The sequence below is a fragment of the Massilia sp. DWR3-1-1 genome (genome assembly GCF_049898325.1).
Taxonomy (GTDB): Bacteria; Pseudomonadota; Gammaproteobacteria; order Burkholderiales; family Burkholderiaceae_D; genus JAFCUW01.
This window is the reverse complement of the sequence record NZ_JAFCXL010000002.1, coordinates 144,458-161,843: the sequence shown is the minus strand read 5'-3', so window position 1 is coordinate 161,843 and position 17,386 is coordinate 144,458. Positions and strand designations below refer to the sequence as shown.

Genomic DNA, 17,386 nt, shown 5'->3' with positions numbered 1-17,386 from the left:
TTCATCATTCGACAAAAAATACTTTACGCAGTTTCATAGTCGCGCGTTCGAGCGACTGTGGAGGGCGCACACAGGGCGCACGCGCCGTGCCGGCATGCACTTGCTGTAATATCTCTAATAGCTCACTTTGTGTACGATAACGAAGAATTTTCCTGGTGACACCGCGGATGCCAGCAATATCACGCACCACACAGGGCAAACCTCGGGCCGAAAACTCGCGGATAACCAGGGGCTCGCCCTCCCAAGCGGAGTTCATTACAAGGCAATCCTCTTGCCCGAGGAAGGCATCGATGGCGCCGCTACCCATCCACCCCATTAGATGGACCTTAATGTTCGAGGCAAGCTCGGCACGCTGGAGAATCAAATCCTTATCCGGGCCATCGCCAATCAGGTAGAGATCACGGTACGGGTTGCCCGGAGAATCCGCGAACTTAATTAAATCTATGATCCCTTTTTGGCGATCATCAAATCGACCCACAAAAATCAAGCGACGACCATAACTCGTCAACGGCGCTGACACAGCGCGGATCTCATTTTCGATATAAGTGGCAGGCCGATCTAGATGACGCTTAAGAAGCGTCGCTTGGATCCTGTTAACGGTAATGAATTGATCGATGGTGCGTGCGAGCTGTTTGGCCAGAAAATTGTATGCCCAACCTACCAATCCGTGAGTCAATGCCCGGTCGATATACATCGGCATATAGGCTATCACTGGGATGGCGGGATCTATTAATTTGCTCGCCCGACTAGCGGCTATGCAGGCTTCGATTGTACCGCCACTGACCAAAACGACGTCTGCCGACATCACGTATTCGCGAAGTACCGGAACTATCGTTGGCGCGCCTAGCCACTGATGCCAGATTTTCCCGCGTACATTGAAGTCAACCTTCTCTACAGCATCGTGCTTCGCACCAAAATACTGGAAAGTTTCATCAGAACCGCAAAGGATACGGACATGATCGAACATTCCAACAGTCTTCTCGACGAGATGCACAAGCTGCATCTCGTGCCCACCGATAACGTCACCACTCACCATGACCAATAGCGTTTTCCGCTCATTCATTTTTATACTTTCGTACCAACATCAACGGAAACGCACCGTTCATCAAAAGCGCAAGCACCAAGTGCTCAGGCAACAAATAACCAGAGCCGACTGGAATGATCACAATTCCACAAAAGAAACATAGCAGTGCGAAATCGCCAGGGCGCTGGTGACGTCGCAGCCTGACGACCAGCGTTTTCGCCGCAAGACCGCTCAAAAAGCCTGAAATTGAAAGAAAAACCAGAATCCAAATACCGAAATCTGCGTAAAGCGCGCCAATGCCGAAGGCAGGCGCTCCCTCATCCTGATAAAAGCGCTCAGGAAAGTACTGCAACGCCAGCGAAAAACTGCCAAAATCCTTCGGTTTATCAGGCATGATTGCCCTTGGAATACGTGAGAAAAAATTATCCTCAAAAAATATTCTTCCGAAATGAAAACCTTTGTCAGCATCAATAAGCATTACTGCATTGCGCGAGTAATCAGAGTACCCGGTCATTGATAGTAGTAAGTCCCCAAACTCTAGACCAGTCGACATAGAGAAAAATACTATACCGCCCATCAGTGAAAATACCGAAAAAAATATCAAAAAAGCCATAATTTTCAAACGGACGCCACGCACGACCGAGTAGTATAGCAATCCCATTAGAATAACTGTAATGATCTGCCCTTTACTGCCATGAAGGTATCCAAACACCATGGTGAACAACAGCGCAATAATTTTTTCTATGCGTGTACCTGCCGGCCTAAATAGTATATAGATAAAGAATATATAACATAGAACAATTGAACCAAAATAGGCAATTCCAAACCCGGTACGCGTTGCAGTATAAATTGCTCTAGGGTTAAAAATATCTGATCCGAACTCTCTAAGGACCGGCAAATATAAGACGACTGCACTAAACAAAAGAATAGTGGCACGCGACTTTGAATTTACGGCATCAGTCTTATCGAGCAAGAAGAATTTTATGGGGGCACCGTAAACGTACGCGCCAGCAAAAAAAATTAACGGCAATACGTATGCAGAGAAAATTATAAGATATCCGAATGTGGACAGATAATTTTCTACGTTTACCAGATAAATAATCTCGAATACATAGATCATTGGTATCGAGAGTAAAAACTGCGGTGTCAAAATATTGACCCATGATTTTTCGCTGACTGCAACTCTCCAGTAGACGAGCAGATTCAACAGAAGTGCGACAGTCACAATTACTATTTTCATACTAAGGCGCCACGCCAAGAGTACGGTGCTGCTAAGTCAGCGCATACCGCCACAAGCGGTATTGATTGAAGACGATTGAACAACTGAACTCTCATTACGACTCCTGATTTTTCTTGCTGGTATACCCGCCCATATCTCATTTTTCCCCACGTCCCGATTCACGACAGCGCCTGCTGCGATGACGGCTCCGTCACCGATTGTGATTCCAGGTAAAACCGTAACATGCGCACCGAGCCAAACGTCATTTCCGATACGGATCCCGTGCTTTGAAAAACTCCAACCCTGATCCATCATTGGAACCCCAAGGTCCATGCCGTGATTGGTGCCAACCAGAGTCACGAATTGGGCGAGCATGCACTGTTCACCAATTGAAATTGTGCTGCCAGATGCGCGTATATTGCAGTATTCATTTACTGCAGTTCCTCGTCCAATTTCCAGAGCGCCACGTTTCTCAGGGTCGTGAGGATCCGATGCGACGATAATTAGACTACCGTATCCAACGGAGACATGGGGGGCTAGCGTCAGACTGCAATTCCGATCAACAACTAGTACGCTGCCGCCGCTTAGCCTAACGCCGTGAACGCGGAAATGCGCCCGCCGCCACACTGAGCGCAGGTATTTCAATTGCTGATGCAACAGAATAACCGGAAATAGTAGAAAAGTTCTGACCATCGGGTGCGATCCTAATGAATCGGGTTGATAAATATAAAATGAATGGGCACCTGTCCAAGCCTTCTCAACGGAGAATACGAGTAGACCAATAACGTGGGCTTAGCAGCCTTACCAACCCGGTCAAACGATACAATCGCGGGAAAGTACGAAGCGGACCGACTGCTTGGCGAATGCGCTGAACCTGTATGAATTGGTCCCAGCGGTCCAATGTACCCACGAAGTCACGCTGATACTCTGCATAAAATGTAATCAAATCGTTGAGGAGATCGCGATTTACCAGAGTAAAGTTGCGAGATGCAGATATCGATAATTCACTTACACGGTAATGGACGAGTACGCGAGGCAACATGCCAAATGTATAATTGAGTCGTAGCAATTTAATCCATAGAGGCCAATCATCCAGATGCTTGAATGCGAGGTCAATTCCGCCCGACTCATCTATCGCTTGCCTCTTTAGGAAAACGCCAGGCGCAGGAATTTGATTCCGACAATGGAGCTCAGCTAGAAGCTTCTTAGAATCCCCCTTGATCAGCTCCGCGTCCGCCACTACCGGCAATGGCTCACCAAATTCACGTCGATTATCAAGGGTCGAATGAAACGGAGCTACCATCGAAACGATCACGGCATGGTTGGAATTGGCCGCCGCGAGCGCAAAGGTCGAGATGGATTCTGGCGTCAGAAGGTCATCTCCGGCAATTGGCTTTATCCATTCGCCTTTTGCTCTTGAATACCCTTTCGTAACGTTGCGACATATTCCTTCGTTACAATTTGCGGTGAGCACAACTATGCGCTCAAATTTTGGCGCATTTAGCTCTACCCAATCGTGCACGGACGCCATTGTACCGTCTGAAGATCCATCATCCGTAATAATGACTTCAATCAATGGGTAATCTTGCAGCAGTATAGATTCGAGCGTTTCAGCAATCGTCAACTCGCTGTTGTATGTGGCTACTACTACACTAACAAGAAATTTAGCCTCTAACGCGTATTCACTACTAGACATGCAATCTCCATCCGAATTTTTCGAAATTCCCCACTACGTAGTCGCGCATCACTAACGCATCATTCAAAATTTCGTTCCACCTGATCGCTTTAACCCCACAAATATCTTCTAACTCTCAACGCCTTAGCAGATTCTATAAAAATAAAAAATAACAAAATTAATTAATTTTTTCAAAAAATATCTTTCCAGCATTACATAATATTGATCGCAGGGGTAACTTGGAGTACGGTAGCGTTATTCAACAATCAGACAAATCTATTTTTTTGCCGAACTAAAACAAGCCAGTACATTGCAATAAGATAAATAGTGTAATTTACCGCGTACGCCACCGAAACACCAGGAAATCCAAACAATTGCGTCGCATAAATTGTCAGACCGTATAGTGTAATCGAGAATAATATTTCTGTCACAATGTACGGAAGCATCATGCCTCGACCGATCAGCACGTACCCCAATAGCCAACTAACTACCTTGATTACATCACCTACCAGTTGCCAGCCCATTAATTTGGTAACACCCTGAAACTCAGGACTAAATAACAGGCGCACAAGTGGATCTCGCAGGAAAAACAAAGATATTGCCAGAATCGAAGTAACAGGGAAGATAAGGCGAAACCCAGACCATATTTCTGCTCGAAGTACTTCCGCATCCCTTATTTCCGAGATACGCGGTAAATAATACAGGGAAAGCGTAGTTGTAATTAGCGCAAGATAGATGCCACTGATCTTATTCAACGCGTCCCAAAGTCCAGCATTCGCTGGACTGTATGAAATGACAAGATGTGAACGAATTAACATCTGAGTCAATGGCACCGCTGCTGCAGAAGTTAATGCCATTGCAACAAATTTAGCAAGATTACGCGCAACGGCGGCGTCGACCTTCCCAAACAATAATTTTGGTTTAAACCAGTCCAAGCCTCTGCAAAAATATACTGTGGTTAGGAATGCGAATGCCTGTCCAAGACTCAAAGCAATCAAAGCACCGCGCAAACCCATTTGCAGTGCGAGCCCCCCGGATATTACTAGTCCAAAAATTGAGCTCGCAATATTAGCTTTGACATATCGTCGCACCTCCTTGAGGCCTGATAATATTGATAATATATAAGCATTCAGGGTAATGAGTACTAGACAAGCAGCCAGCCATTTTAGAGACTCTTCATAAAGTGCACCCGGGAACAATAAATTACCGAGTGGCGCACTAAATACCAAGAGCAATACCGACGCCAGCATTGACCCAATGACTGTAATCGTGCCGGCAGTCCGCCAAAGGGAATTTCGCCTTTCGGTGTCATCAAAATGCTCAGCAGTAAATTTCGTCACCCCTGTGTTGATGGCTCCGGACGCGAAACTCGTCACCATCGCGCTGACATTTTGCAGTTGGCCAATCGCCGCATAACCGCCCGGCCCGACATACACAGCAAGAACTTTGTTGAGTATTATCCCTGTTGCCATTCTCACGATTACCGCGATACCGTTCAACAGGCTAGTCTTGATTAAACTCATTCCGATGCTGACTATCGACCGAAATAACCGACGATTACCTTAACCACGATTTCAGCGTCGGCAAGCGTCATCGTCGGACCGATCGGCAAACTCAGCACCTGTTGATGCATTGTCTCTGATACAGGGAGCGAACCCTCAGCAATATTCAAGGATGCGTATGCGGGCTGCATGTGTGGTGGAATAGGGTAATGTATCACCGTGCCAATTTCGTGCTTCGCCAGGTGCGCAGCGAGCCCATCACGATCGGGATGGCGAATAACAAACAAATGCCATACCGATTCGCACCCTTCGGCGAGTGCGGGCAAAATCAAACCAGGAATACTGTTCAGCGCCCCCAAGTAGTATTGAGCGATTGCTTTCCGATGGCTATTGTCGGCATCAAGGTACGGCAATTTAACGCGCAGTAGCGCAGCCTGTAATTCATCGAGGCGGGAATTGTAGCCAATGACATCGTTATGATACTTGACCCGCGAACCATAATTGCGCAAAACACGAATCCGTTCTGCTATCTCGGGATCGTTAGTCGTCACCGCGCCGCCATCGCCAAGCGCGCCCAAATTTTTGCCTGGATAAAAACTCCAGGCCACAGCATCGCCGTGCGATCCAACGCGTTTTCCCTTATATAGCACGCCATGCGATTGCGCACCATCCTCAACTACTTTTAATCCATGCTCGCGCGCAAATGCCAATATTTGATCCAGTTCAGCGGCTTGACCATACAAATGGACCGGAACAATCGCGCGAGTACGCTCCGTCAGAGCCGAACGCAGTGCTGCGGGATCCATGTTGCCAGTCGCCGGAACTGGCTCGACGGGGACAGGTGTAGCGCCAAGATGGCTTACTGCAAGCCAAGTAGCGATATAGGTATTGGAGGGGACGATAACCTCATCGCCCGGACCAACGCCGACGGCCTTCAATGCAAGGATGATGGCATCAAGGCCGTTCGCGACACCGACGCAATGCGCAGTGCCACAGTAGTCAGCATACTCTCGTTCAAACTGTTTTAGCTCTTCGCCCATGATGTACCAACCGGACTCTAAAACGCGCGCAAACGCCTGCTTCAGTTCATCGGCATGCGCTTGTTGAATTGACTTCAGATCTAGGAAAGGGATCAAAGGGTGCCTCGTATAATTAAGAATGTTGCATGGATCAAGCGTTGTCTGCTACTTCTGTGTAGGATGCGAAACCAAAGGAACTATGCGCTTCGCCCGTGGCGAGCAGCATTTCACTCCTATCGACATGCCATATTTTCGAGATTGCCATGATTCAAATTTTCGTTCGCATGCCTGCCGCGAGATTGTTGAATCACATGGATACTAATTGCTGGCGACGAATCTCAGAAATTCGGCGTAATCACGGATGTAATCCACGGCATCATAATGGTGAGAAGCAAACACCAAGAGCAAAGCATCAGCACTGTATTTGTATTGGATTCCCCACGTCATAGCAGGTAGGTAGATGCCGACATTAGGGGCATCAAGGATAACTTCTACGCGCTCCGTTCCATCATCCGCTACAACAGCACAACTTCCTCTCACGCAAATGAGGAACTGCTCGCATTGATGGTGAGCATGTTCTCCGCGCACTTCCCGTGATGGAACGCCAAAGACCATAAAAAAACGGCGTGGCAGGAAAGGAATTTGCTTTTCAAATTCACCGACGGTTAAGCTTCCACGCAAGTCGGGAATAACAGGGAAGTGATGCACTTGCACGCCGCGAACCGCAGTGGATTCAACCGGCCGAGCACTGCCACCGACGGCGCCCGATGATCTCTGTACAAACTGATTGTTTGCATCGACGTAACCCGTAATGTTCGCTGGATTGCCCTCCACGATCGCGCCGGGTGGAACCGAGCGACCTACCACCGCGCCCGGTCGAACGAGGCAACCCGAGGCCAGTACCACTCCGGGGTAAATCGTCGCATTCGCGCCAACCCTGACATTATCTTCAACCCTCGCCGAAGCCACCTTCGAGTCCACATCTGGCTCAACAAAAACGGCGTTTGCACCAACGCTCACTGCACGGCCCAGTATTACGCCTGCACACACAACCGCGCCAGCCGATATTGAACATCCATCACCGATGATGGCACCAGCCGAAACATGCGACTGCGGATGCACTTGCGAATTAAGTTGGGGAGTAATCATTTTCATTGGCTGCTTCAGATAACTAAAAGGGATGAATCTATCTGCCTACGCATCACCGCAATCAGGTGTGAAATTCGCACTAATTCTTTGTCGATCGTTTGAATTTAAGATGGGAACGTAATTCCAGCCATCTAACGGCAACCTGGGGAACCTGCATGGCTCTCGCCTTCACTTCAAACATGATCGCAAGAAATATTGCTAAAAAAGACGCCAGTAGTGCCGAAACCACAACGATTAGCGCCCGTTTTGGTTTAAATTTACGCTCAGGTTCAATTGCCTGATCAAGGACCTGAATGAGCGATGGATCTTTCGCTTCGTCGAGCCGGGCGACTTCATACTGCTTGGCAAGCAACTCATACAACATCTGATTGTATTTGACGTCACGCAATACTTTTATGTTTTGCAGTCCGGTTGAATCGCTTCTGGGATCCGTTTCACTATTTGAACTACCGTTTTCAAGCTTGTTGAGTTCGTTGCGAAGGCTGCTGAGGTCTTCTGCAATCACTTTATACTGGGGGTTGTTCGTGGTGACGAACGCCCTCATTGAATTGAGCTGGATTTCTTTTGCCGATACTTGGGCCCTCAGCTTGGCAACTGTTTCCAGGATACCCCGACTTTCGCTGTCTACACTAATGACGCCACTCGTCGCAAGCGCGCCTTTAAGTTTAAGTTCCGACGCTGCTAAATTGTCTTTCGAAATTCCGAGCTGCCGCTCGTAAAACAGTCGGCGCTGCGAGGCCTCTGTTACTGCCAACACAGTGGTCAAGTTTGTCAGCTGATTGACATATCCATTTGCTAATTTTGCCACCAGTTTCTGATCTTCATCTTCTACCGAAATAGCAATCAAACCATCCTTGCCAGAAATAATTGTCGTATTTTCATCGAGTTTTTTTCGGGCGTGCTCCATCGACTTGGTGTCGTACACTTTGAGAAGCTCAAACTGCGTAATCAATCGATCGGCCAACGTGCGACTTTTCAGCATGCCGATATACACGTCGTTCGGATTTTTAATTCCTGCCGCACTGCCGGCCACGCTAGCAATACCACCAAGTTGGGACAGCAACGCGGCGGCACCGGATTGCGCCTGTTGTGGCGGCAACAGTCTCGTCGTAGAAATATACACATTTGGTAAAATAAGACTGACTGCAGCTGCAATCACCGCAATTGTAAGAGGAAATCCTATGATAAACCGCTTGTATTTTGCAAAGATTATCAGGAGTTCAATTAAATCGAAGCCACGCTCATCAGCGGCACGTACCGGTCCTTCTGCACTACGCTGCGATTCATTCATACCAATAAGCCGATTATTCTCGTAAGTCGTTCATGATTGAACGGTAAATTTAGCAACAATATTTTTGACACGCTTCAGTTTCGCAGAGTTTTTATTGCGGCGGCGCCCAGGCCAAAGTTTGCAAAAATTTGTGCCCATTCGCGAGTACCTTGCATAAATTTGCTCCATTTGGTTTCCTTATCGACCTTTTCGGGAACGATGATGCTATCTCCAGGCATCACTTCGACTCCTCCAATGCGCCCCATGAACCAGCCGCCTGAATCGCTTGACACGACGCTTCCATCGACACGCATGATGAAGACGTTGTCCCGGTCCGCACCTGGCGCAAGCCCTGCGAACTTCAAGTAATCGCTGACACGGGAATTTGCGCGCCACAGAGGAGAAGATTCCGCATTGACTGATCCGAATACGTGAACAAACTCGGGACGGGCAGGAATGATCAAGCGATCACCACTCTCCAGCTTGAGCGCTGGCAAGCGTGCAAAGGAACGCTCCTTCGTTTCGAGTCCCAGCGCGATACGGCCGCTAGGCTTGAGGCGGCGAAAACGCGAGACAGTTTCTTTCGCTGCCTGCAGATCGGCCTGACGTTGTACCTCCAAGAGCGCTGCGTCTGCCGAATTACGGGTATTGGCAAGGATCCTTGATTGTTCGGACTGAATTTGCGACTCCATCCGAATTGCCGCCTTTTCGAGATTGGCTTCCTGCTCTTTGCGCACCTGGTCACGATAGAATGCCACGCCAAAAAGATAGGCGTTCGTGGTTGCACCGCCGGCGCGCGCCAGCAATGCCTGGAGGGTTTCGCCTGAATTCATCTGGTATACGCCAGGCACATTGACTTCGCCTTCAACCCGCACGAATACTTTACGACGATCCATTGGAACCATCACATCCTGTTGCGAGAAGATAGTCACTGTATCGCCGGGCTGCAAAACAATATTGTCCATGCCTGAAGGGTTGGCGAACACATTACCCAAATTAAATGGAATCAGGCTCACACTCAGATCGGTACGGTTCTGCCGCTCTACCACCGCATATTCCCAATTAATCTCGTCAACCGTGCGACCGATTCGCGCCGCGATCGACTCATTGACCTCGACCGCAGGGGGCCGGAGCACGCTTGTTGGCGTACCGTCCGCAGCGACCGCATTGGCCGAAAATCCAAGGGGAGTGTTGGTATTGGCGGCGTTGTTACGATGACTAATCGAGTTTCGAGTTACCAAATAGTCACGACTCGGTATTAAGTCGGAGACGCGCATTCCATTTTTAAACGGCGCACGAATTGGCTGATCTACATTACCGCGCAGGATAACTGCGTTAGAAAATTCAGGTGTGATCGAAGTGATATTCAAAACGTCGCCCGACTTCAGCGTACGCTTCAGGCCAGCTCCTTCCAATGCGAACTGCTCGACGCTACGGGGGCGATTCGTACTAGGGTCTATACGCTCAAGAAACGCACGGCGTGGGTCTGCAACCACTGGCAACCCACCAGCAATGTCTAGCAGCGATTCAATCGTATCGTTACCACCACGCAACTCGTATACAGCGGGACTACCGATCTTGCCGATCACTGCGACATACCCAGCGGCGGAAGGAATGTAAATAGAGTCACCATCTTGCAACTTTATGTCGGAAGATTTGTCGCCTTTGGCGATGAACGCATACAAATCGAGCTCCGCTACAACTTTACCGGCGCGCTTGACCTGGACGCGACGCATGCTACCGTTTGCATTTGGTCCGCCACTGGAAAACAGCGCGGTGACCAAAGTTGACAAACTGGACACTGTATAGGTACCTGGTCGAATAGCTTGACCAACGACATAGATCGTGATCGCCCGTAACTGCCCAAAATTAACATTGACTGTCACGCCCTTGTACAGCCTGCCGATCGCCCCGCGAACGACGCTCTCCGCATCGCCAGCTTTCACGCCAGCAAGCAAGACGGTCCCAACGGTTGGAATGGAGATCGCGCCGTTACGATCGATCTTGGCACGAAAATCGATGTCTATACTGCCCCAGCCGCGGATTAGCAGCTCGTCGCCTGGACCTAGCGGATAGTCCGATGGCACCGGCGCATTCATGACTGGCGCAAAAGTTGACGGTGCATTGCTGAAGAATTCGCCACCGAAGAGGGGAACGCTGCGCCCGGTACTTTCAACCAGAAATTTTTGGAACTCGTTGGCCTGAGGTGGTCGTGCACTTCGGGCCAGCCGCGCTGCAACTTCACTGTCACCAACGGAACTGCGTCCGGCACCGACCGTATCCAAACCGGCCGACGTATCGGAGGCACTATTACGTATCACGGTACGAGCAGGACGCGCCTCAGAAACCGTCGCGGCCTCTCCCGGCAATGTGACGGGCTGACCGAACGATTCCGAACGGCCGCCTACTTCCTGGGCCTGCGCCGTGAAACATCCAGTGATCGTTGCAGCAGCGATCAAGCACCCAAAAATTTTGCGCATTTATCAATTAACCAGTGAAGAAAGCAAAAAACGGCGAAGCCTTGCAAGGCTTCGCATCGTACCCGTACGCGCTCGAACAAGGAAATTTTCTCAACTGTGCGGAATCGAAAAACAACGGACCCGACGATTTTAAAATTTACACGCGGCATTGTACATTGTGTGGACTATGCACTCAAGCAAAGTCGAGGGCGCGACACACATTGCCAAAGTAAAACAAATATCTGATGTTCGTTGCGCAAGGTCGATCGCTTCGATGCCAGCAAACACCAGGGGCACGGCGTTTCACCCACATCGGGCGACACATGTCGTAAGCGCCGTCCGTGCGAATTGGACAGCTCATTATTCACGATTTACGCTGTTTCGACGGCGCAGAATCGGCTGAGAGCCAGGAGTCGTTTTGAAACTTAAAAGCAATAATTGTGTCCGGTAGTTTATTTTTTAGGAATGAACTTACAGGCAAGGCGGCACTATGAGTTCGATACCTTCGACCCCACTTCGCACCGAGGCGCGACCAGCATCGAAGCCGCGCCAACTCTTCTTCTTGGTCATCACCTTCGCCAACGTAGAGTAGCGGAGGAGCGGCGGACTAGGGCGGGCCACGCAAGGGCCTGCATTGGCTGCTATAGCCAATATAGGCCCGCCGCTGCAAGGCGCCGACTCGCGATAAATCTTAATTCCCCGTAAAGTTTCCGTCCAAAAATCAGTTGTCTTTCGACGCGACAAGACACAGCCACCATGATTAAACAATCTGTATCTCTGATGCTGCTGAACACTTGCGCAGCGTGCCTGGCACAGATGTGAGTTTCGACTTTACATTGAGCGTCAGACAACCCCTGCTTGAACAAATTGCATTCAAATGATGCGTCGACGGCGCATGGGCGGACCGTATTTCACAATGACCTACGCTTTCGGTGCTTCAGCATCGATTTCAAATCATGCCTCGACAAGTTACATGCAACGCTTCTACTCACTATTTTTTGCTTTTTTTGCAAAAAATAGATCCCTGTCATTTTACACCCTATGACTCAGAGAAAAAATATATCGCCGCTAATTGAAAAATTAGCATGGCCAATCAACTAATAACCGACATATATTTATATAACCGGATCCTGCTGTGGTGATGGCATTAAACTGCGCCAATTAGATTCGATACTTGAACCTCATCCGAATTCATGCCCCACCCAGCACCGGAATAACTCGGGGCAACGCAATTGACTGCAAGCAAACTATGTTTGAACCAGCAGATCAAGTTGCGATTGATCGAGGAAACACCACTGACCTTGTGTGATTGCAATCGACTCCAACGTCAGCCCCCCGATCGCCGACCGGTGCAAGCCCGCACAGTGATTCCCCGCCGCGGCCAGCATCCGTTTGACCTGGTGATACTTGCCCTGCTCCAGCACAATCTCGAGCTGGAATTCGCCCCGCTTGACACAACTGACCGCCTTCAGGGGCGCCGGCTCGTCGTGCAATTGCACGCCGGCAAGCAACTGCTCGACCAGCGCATCGGTCACGGCGTCCTGCGTCGTTGCCTGGTAGATTTTTGGCACGTGGCGCTTGGGTGACGATTGCGCATGGATGAAAGGGCCGTCGTCGGACATCAGCAACAGGCCGGTGGTGTCGTGGTCAAGGCGGCCCACCGGCTGCACATCGCGCCAGGTGAACTGCTCGGGCAGCAAGGTCAGCACGCCGGGGTGGTGACTGGGCTTGCGCGAGCACTCGACATTGGCCGGCTTGTACAGGGCAATGTAGACGCGCTCGCGCACCAGCCACGGCTCGTCAAACACCGTGAGCGTCAATGCTCCCGTGTCGAAAACAGTTTTGTAGTTCGTATGCAAGACGCCGTCGACGGCGACATCACCCTCTTCAATAAGGGCGCGGCAATATTTACGCGTACCAAAACCCTGTGATTGCAAGATTCGGTCGAGGGATAGTTTACTCATGGACGAGACTTTAACAGATGGGTGCCGCCGCCGTCACTCTTGCGGCGTTACAAAATTGACGACCGGGGCCCAGCAGACGGCGTTGGCAAAGTAACCATGCAATGTTTTCCTTTGGAAAGCAACAGGTTTGAGAAATCTCAAACCCGATGTCCAAGCGAGTTGATACAGTGGATTTTCATTAGGAATCGGCCTAAGCCGTGCCTGCTAAACCCCTACCCCTGCAGTAGGAATCCAATACAGCATTTTGAGGACATCATGACGACTGACAAGCACTGCGACAGCGATCTGCCAGGCATGTGGCCGACCACGCCAGCCGAGACCCACGCCCATTGGGCGCTGGCGCAAACGGCCCGGTATGCGGCCGACGTGGCGATCGCCCGCTGGAGCGGCGCTGCCGCAGCCGTGCTGCCGGAGCGCGTCGCCTGGTTGGCACGAGCCCAGCATGGCTTGCGGCAGTGGTTCGATGCGGGCGGCTTCGCCCAGGACGATGGTGCGCGCACAGCGGGGCTCGCCGACAGCGCCCAGACGCCGACTACAGCCTCGTGCACCACCTCGCCGGCCGATTAATTTGACTGTGCGCTGACACCGGCCAGCGGCAAGTCATGCCCCCAAAATGGCGCGCCCAATAGGAAATGGCGGCATTGCGCCACCATTTCCGGCCCTCCGTAGAGGTGCCAACGAGGAATGAAAATTCGCTCTAGACCGCATGCACGATGCAGCAAGTAGTTCCGTTCAAGCTATGTGGTAACGCCGTGTTGTCGATGTCGGCCCCTTGTGATGAACTACATGTTCAATATAGTCCATGGGTGAGAACTTGCAAGGGTTTCCTGCACCCATTAGGAAAATTTACCTTCAGCGCAGTTGTGGCTTGACGTTGGACACCGCCGACTTGACCGCGCCGGCGCCCACGGCCGCGCCGAATTTTTTCAATACCCGCTCCGGCAAGCCTTCGTGCGCCGTGTAATCGACGATGTCTTCGACCTTGATGACGTCGCGGGCGACGCTCTCGACACTGCCATAGGCATCGGCCAGGCCCATGTCGATGGCGCGCGCGCCAGTCCAGAACAGGCCACTGAACATCTCCGGGGTTTCTTTCAAGCGCTTGCCGCGCCCGTTGCGCACCACGCCAATAAACTGCTGGTGAATTTCATTGAGCATGGCCTGCGCGTGCGCCTTGTGTTTGTCGGACTGGGCGCTGAACGGGTCCAGAAAGCCCTTGTTCTCGCCCGCCGTCAGCAGGCGTCGTTCGACGCCCAGTTTTTCCATCGTGCCGGTGAAGCCGAATCCGTCCATCAGCACGCCGATCGATCCCACCAGGCTGGCCTTGTTGACATAGATGCGGTCGGCCGCCGCTGCAATATAGTAGCCGCCAGAGGCGCAGATCTCGTCGACCACCACGTACAGGGGCTTGTTCGGGTAGCCCTTGCGCAAGCGAATGATCTCGTCGACGATCATGCCGGCCTGTACCGGACTACCGCCCGGGCTGTTGATGCGCAGCACCACCGCGACCGAGCCGACGTCGCTGAAGGCCTTGTTCAGCGCAGGGATGACGGCATCGGCCGAACCGCTGCCCTCGCTCTCGATGGCGCCGTCGATTTCAATCAGGGCGGTGTGGCGACCCATGTTTTCCATGTCGGCGCCGGTGCTGTCGAGGTAGGCCCACAAGGCGAACATGATCACGCCCAGCGTCAGCAGTTTGAAAAATATGCCCCAGCGGCGGGCGGCGCGCTGTTCGCGCACGGTCGCCATCAGCAATTTCTCCAGCGTGGTCCGTTCCCATTCAGGATTGATGGCCCCGCCTGTAGGCAGGCTATCGGGCTGCTTGCTGCTGTCTTCGCTCATGAGTCGTCGTCGTCGGTTGATGATGGTTGTTGCGGTAGCGTTATTGCGTGCCGGGGGCGCGTACTACCTCGTCCGGCAGCCAGACGATCAGGCCGTCGGCCTCGCGCACGGCAATCGGCCGCAGGCGCCCGCCCTTGCAGGGTCCGCCAGCACAATGCCCGGTGTCGGGCGCGTAAATGGCGCCATGCGTCTGGCACATTATAAATAGCTTGCTGGACTCGAAGAATTCGCCCTGCGCCCAGTCCAGCTCGATCGGCACGTGGGCGCAGCGGTTCAGGTAGCCGTACACCTTGCCGCCCTTGCGGATCACAAAGCCGGTGGTGTCGGCGCCGTAGGCATGAACGGCAAAGCGCAAGCCCAGGCCGCCTTCGAGCAGCTCGTCCGAGGCCCCCACCGGCAACGCTTCGACGGCATCGCTCATCAGGCGTTCTCGCTGAGCCACTGGTGCAGTTGCGCCACGCTGCTGGCGGAGTACAGCGACTGGCAGGTTTGCAGCTGGGCAATCGGATGGGCGCCGTATTCGACCGCGATGGCGCCCGCGCCTGCATTACTGGCCATCAGCAGATCGTGCGTGGTGTCGCCGATCATGACGGTGCGCCTGAGATCTTGTCCCAGTTCCCGCGTCAGTTCCTGCAGCATGGCCGGATGGGGTTTCGAAAAAGTTTCGTCGGCGCAGCGGGTGGCATCGAACACGGACAACAGGCCGGCAGCGTTCATGGCCCGATTGAGCCCCACGCGACTTTTACCGGTGGCCACCGCCAAAAAATAGCCCTCTTGGGAAAGCTCGGTCAACATGGCCCGTACGCCTTCGAACAGTACCAGTTCCGGGTCCTTGGTTAAATAGTGAAAGCGATAGCGCTCGACCATTTTTGGATACATGGCAGGATCCATGTCGGGCATCACGGCCATCATCGCTTCCTGTAGTCCCAGGCCGATGACGTGCGATGCCTGCTCATCGCGGGGAATCGGCAAGCCGAGGTCGCGCGCAGCGGCCTGGATACTGCGCACGATGGTCGAGGTGCTGTCCATCAAGGTGCCGTCCCAATCGAAGACGATCAGGTCAAATTGCTTTCGTGCCATGTTCACGGCCGCTTGTGGCAGCCGTCTCCTTCCGGGGGTTGGTTGTGATGCTGCACGGTATCGCATCCGGCCCGGCCGCCCACGCGGGAGCATGGCGGATGGGTCGGACGGCGCTAGCGAAGCGAGGGCAGCGGTTTGCCTAAGCTTACCAAGAAACGTTCACACTCTGGGGGCAAAGGCGCGTTGATTGTTTGCGACTTGCCACTGTCGGGATGGATAAAGGTGATCTGGTGCGCATGCAAAAACATGCGCTTGAGCGAGCCGCGACTGCTATCGGCCTTTAACAAGACCCGATTTAACGCGAAGTCGCCGTATTTGTCGTCGCCCAGAATGGGAAAGCCGGACGAGGCCAGGTGCACGCGAATCTGGTGCGTGCGCCCGGTTTTCAGTTCCGCTTCCAGCAAGGCGAACTGCGGCCACTTGCGCAGCAGCGAAAACACCGTGTGCGATTCCATGCCGCCGGCCTGCACCGCCACCCGCCGCTCGCCTTCGGCGGTGGTGTACTTGTGCAGCGGCAGCTTGATATGCTGGCGCGCGTTCTTCCAGTCGCCGCCCACCATGGTCAGGTAGCGCTTGTCGGTGACGCCATCGCGCATCTGCTCGTGCAGATTGGTGAGCGCCGAGCGTTTTTTTGCCAGCATCAGGACGCCCGAGGTTTCCCGGTCGAGGCGGTGCACCAGTTCGAGAAACTTGGCGTCCGGCCGCGACGCGCGCAATTGCTCGATGACCCCGTAGGACACGCCCGAGCCGCCGTGCACGGCGGTGCCGCACGGCTTGTCGATGACCAGCAGGTGGGCGTCCTCGAACAGGATGGCAAATTCGGCGCCGGGCGCGCTGGGCGCGGTCTTTTCGGCCACCCGGATCGGTGGAATGCGCACCAGGTCACCTTCGACCAGCCGATACAACTGGTCGATGCGGCCCTTGTTGACGCGCACTTCACCCGAGCGCAGGATGCGGTAAATGTGGCTTTTCGGGACACCTTTGCAGATACGCAGCAGGTAATTGTCGATGCGCTGGCCGGCATCTTCTTCGCCAATCGTGACGAATTGCGCCTGTATCGGTGCCGATGAAGGGGGAATGGGATCGTTTGGCATCTTGGTCTGTCCTGTCTTCCCAGAAATTCTGTCTAAGTCCTTCATTTTGAATATATAATCGACAGGCGGCGGTCAAACCTCTGCTGGTG

At 52.4% G+C, this 17,386-nt stretch carries 15 protein-coding genes; 1 reads left to right on the top strand and 14 read right to left on the bottom strand.

Annotated elements, in window-relative coordinates:
• Positions 1-4: 4 nt before the first annotated feature.
• The 10 genes from ACP7EY_RS02945 to ACP7EY_RS02900 all read right to left on the bottom strand — a co-directional run bounded on the left by ACP7EY_RS02945 (position 5) and on the right by ACP7EY_RS02900 (position 13,281).
• Positions 5-1,063, bottom strand: coding sequence for a glycosyltransferase family 4 protein (locus tag ACP7EY_RS02945; protein WP_426190300.1), 1,059 nt, complete (start codon positions 1,061-1,063; stop codon positions 5-7).
• Positions 1,056-2,264: a hypothetical protein gene (locus tag ACP7EY_RS02940; RefSeq protein ID WP_426190298.1), complete on the bottom strand. Its 1,209-nt coding sequence runs from the start codon at positions 2,262-2,264 to the stop codon at positions 1,056-1,058. Before ACP7EY_RS02940 ends, ACP7EY_RS02945 begins: the two co-directional genes overlap by 8 nt.
• A 36-nt stretch (positions 2,265-2,300) precedes the next feature.
• A complete protein-coding gene (locus ACP7EY_RS02935; RefSeq protein ID WP_426190296.1) occupies positions 2,301-2,618 on the bottom strand; it encodes an acyltransferase in 318 nt (105 codons plus the stop codon).
• Between the two features lie 382 nt (positions 2,619-3,000).
• Positions 3,001-3,939 carry a glycosyltransferase gene (locus ACP7EY_RS02930; RefSeq protein ID WP_426190294.1) on the bottom strand — a complete coding sequence of 313 codons (939 nt, stop codon included), beginning with the start codon at positions 3,937-3,939 and terminating at the stop codon, positions 3,001-3,003.
• 245 nt (positions 3,940-4,184) lie between these two features.
• Positions 4,185-5,441 (bottom strand): O-antigen translocase, encoded by a 1,257-nt coding sequence (locus tag ACP7EY_RS02925; protein ID WP_426190292.1) that lies wholly within the window; start codon positions 5,439-5,441, stop codon positions 4,185-4,187.
• Positions 5,442-5,452: 11 nt separating this feature from the next.
• A complete protein-coding gene (locus ACP7EY_RS02920) occupies positions 5,453-6,556 on the bottom strand; it encodes a DegT/DnrJ/EryC1/StrS family aminotransferase (protein WP_426190290.1) in 1,104 nt (367 codons plus the stop codon).
• 201 nt (positions 6,557-6,757) lie between these two features.
• Complete coding sequence (locus ACP7EY_RS02915) at positions 6,758-7,594, bottom strand: WxcM-like domain-containing protein (RefSeq protein WP_426190288.1); 837 nt, start codon at positions 7,592-7,594, stop codon at positions 6,758-6,760.
• Positions 7,595-7,667: 73 nt separating this feature from the next.
• Complete coding sequence (locus ACP7EY_RS02910; RefSeq protein WP_426190286.1) at positions 7,668-8,879, bottom strand: GumC family protein; 1,212 nt, start codon at positions 8,877-8,879, stop codon at positions 7,668-7,670.
• A 74-nt stretch (positions 8,880-8,953) separates the two neighbouring features.
• Positions 8,954-11,338 carry an SLBB domain-containing protein gene (locus tag ACP7EY_RS02905; RefSeq protein ID WP_426190284.1) on the bottom strand — a complete coding sequence of 795 codons (2,385 nt, stop codon included), beginning with the start codon at positions 11,336-11,338 and terminating at the stop codon, positions 8,954-8,956.
• Between the two features lie 1,226 nt (positions 11,339-12,564).
• On the bottom strand, positions 12,565-13,281 hold the full coding sequence (locus ACP7EY_RS02900) for a pseudouridine synthase (RefSeq protein WP_426190282.1): 717 nt from the start codon (positions 13,279-13,281) through the stop codon (positions 12,565-12,567).
• A 255-nt stretch (positions 13,282-13,536) separates the two neighbouring features.
• On the opposite strand from ACP7EY_RS02900, the gene ACP7EY_RS02895 reads away from it, so the two are divergent.
• A complete protein-coding gene (locus ACP7EY_RS02895; protein WP_426190280.1) occupies positions 13,537-13,848 on the top strand; it encodes a hypothetical protein in 312 nt (103 codons plus the stop codon).
• 285 nt (positions 13,849-14,133) lie between these two features.
• On the opposite strand, the gene ACP7EY_RS02890 is transcribed toward ACP7EY_RS02895, so the two are convergent.
• The 4 genes from ACP7EY_RS02890 to ACP7EY_RS02875 form a co-directional block, all read right to left on the bottom strand.
• The gene (locus ACP7EY_RS02890) at positions 14,134-15,123 is read right to left on the bottom strand and encodes a S49 family peptidase (protein ID WP_426190278.1); all 990 of its coding nucleotides are present in this window, start codon (positions 15,121-15,123) and stop codon (positions 14,134-14,136) included.
• 40 nt (positions 15,124-15,163) lie between these two features.
• Positions 15,164-15,544, bottom strand: a complete 381-nt coding sequence (locus tag ACP7EY_RS02885) for a Rieske (2Fe-2S) protein (RefSeq protein WP_426190276.1) — start codon at positions 15,542-15,544, stop codon at positions 15,164-15,166.
• On the bottom strand, positions 15,544-16,203 hold the full coding sequence (locus ACP7EY_RS02880; protein WP_426190744.1) for an HAD-IA family hydrolase: 660 nt from the start codon (positions 16,201-16,203) through the stop codon (positions 15,544-15,546). Before ACP7EY_RS02880 ends, ACP7EY_RS02885 begins: the two co-directional genes overlap by 1 nt.
• Before the next feature lie 113 nt (positions 16,204-16,316).
• Entirely contained in the window at positions 16,317-17,297 is a 981-nt protein-coding gene (locus ACP7EY_RS02875) for an RluA family pseudouridine synthase (RefSeq protein ID WP_426190274.1), read from the bottom strand.
• Positions 17,298-17,386 lie beyond the last annotated feature (89 nt).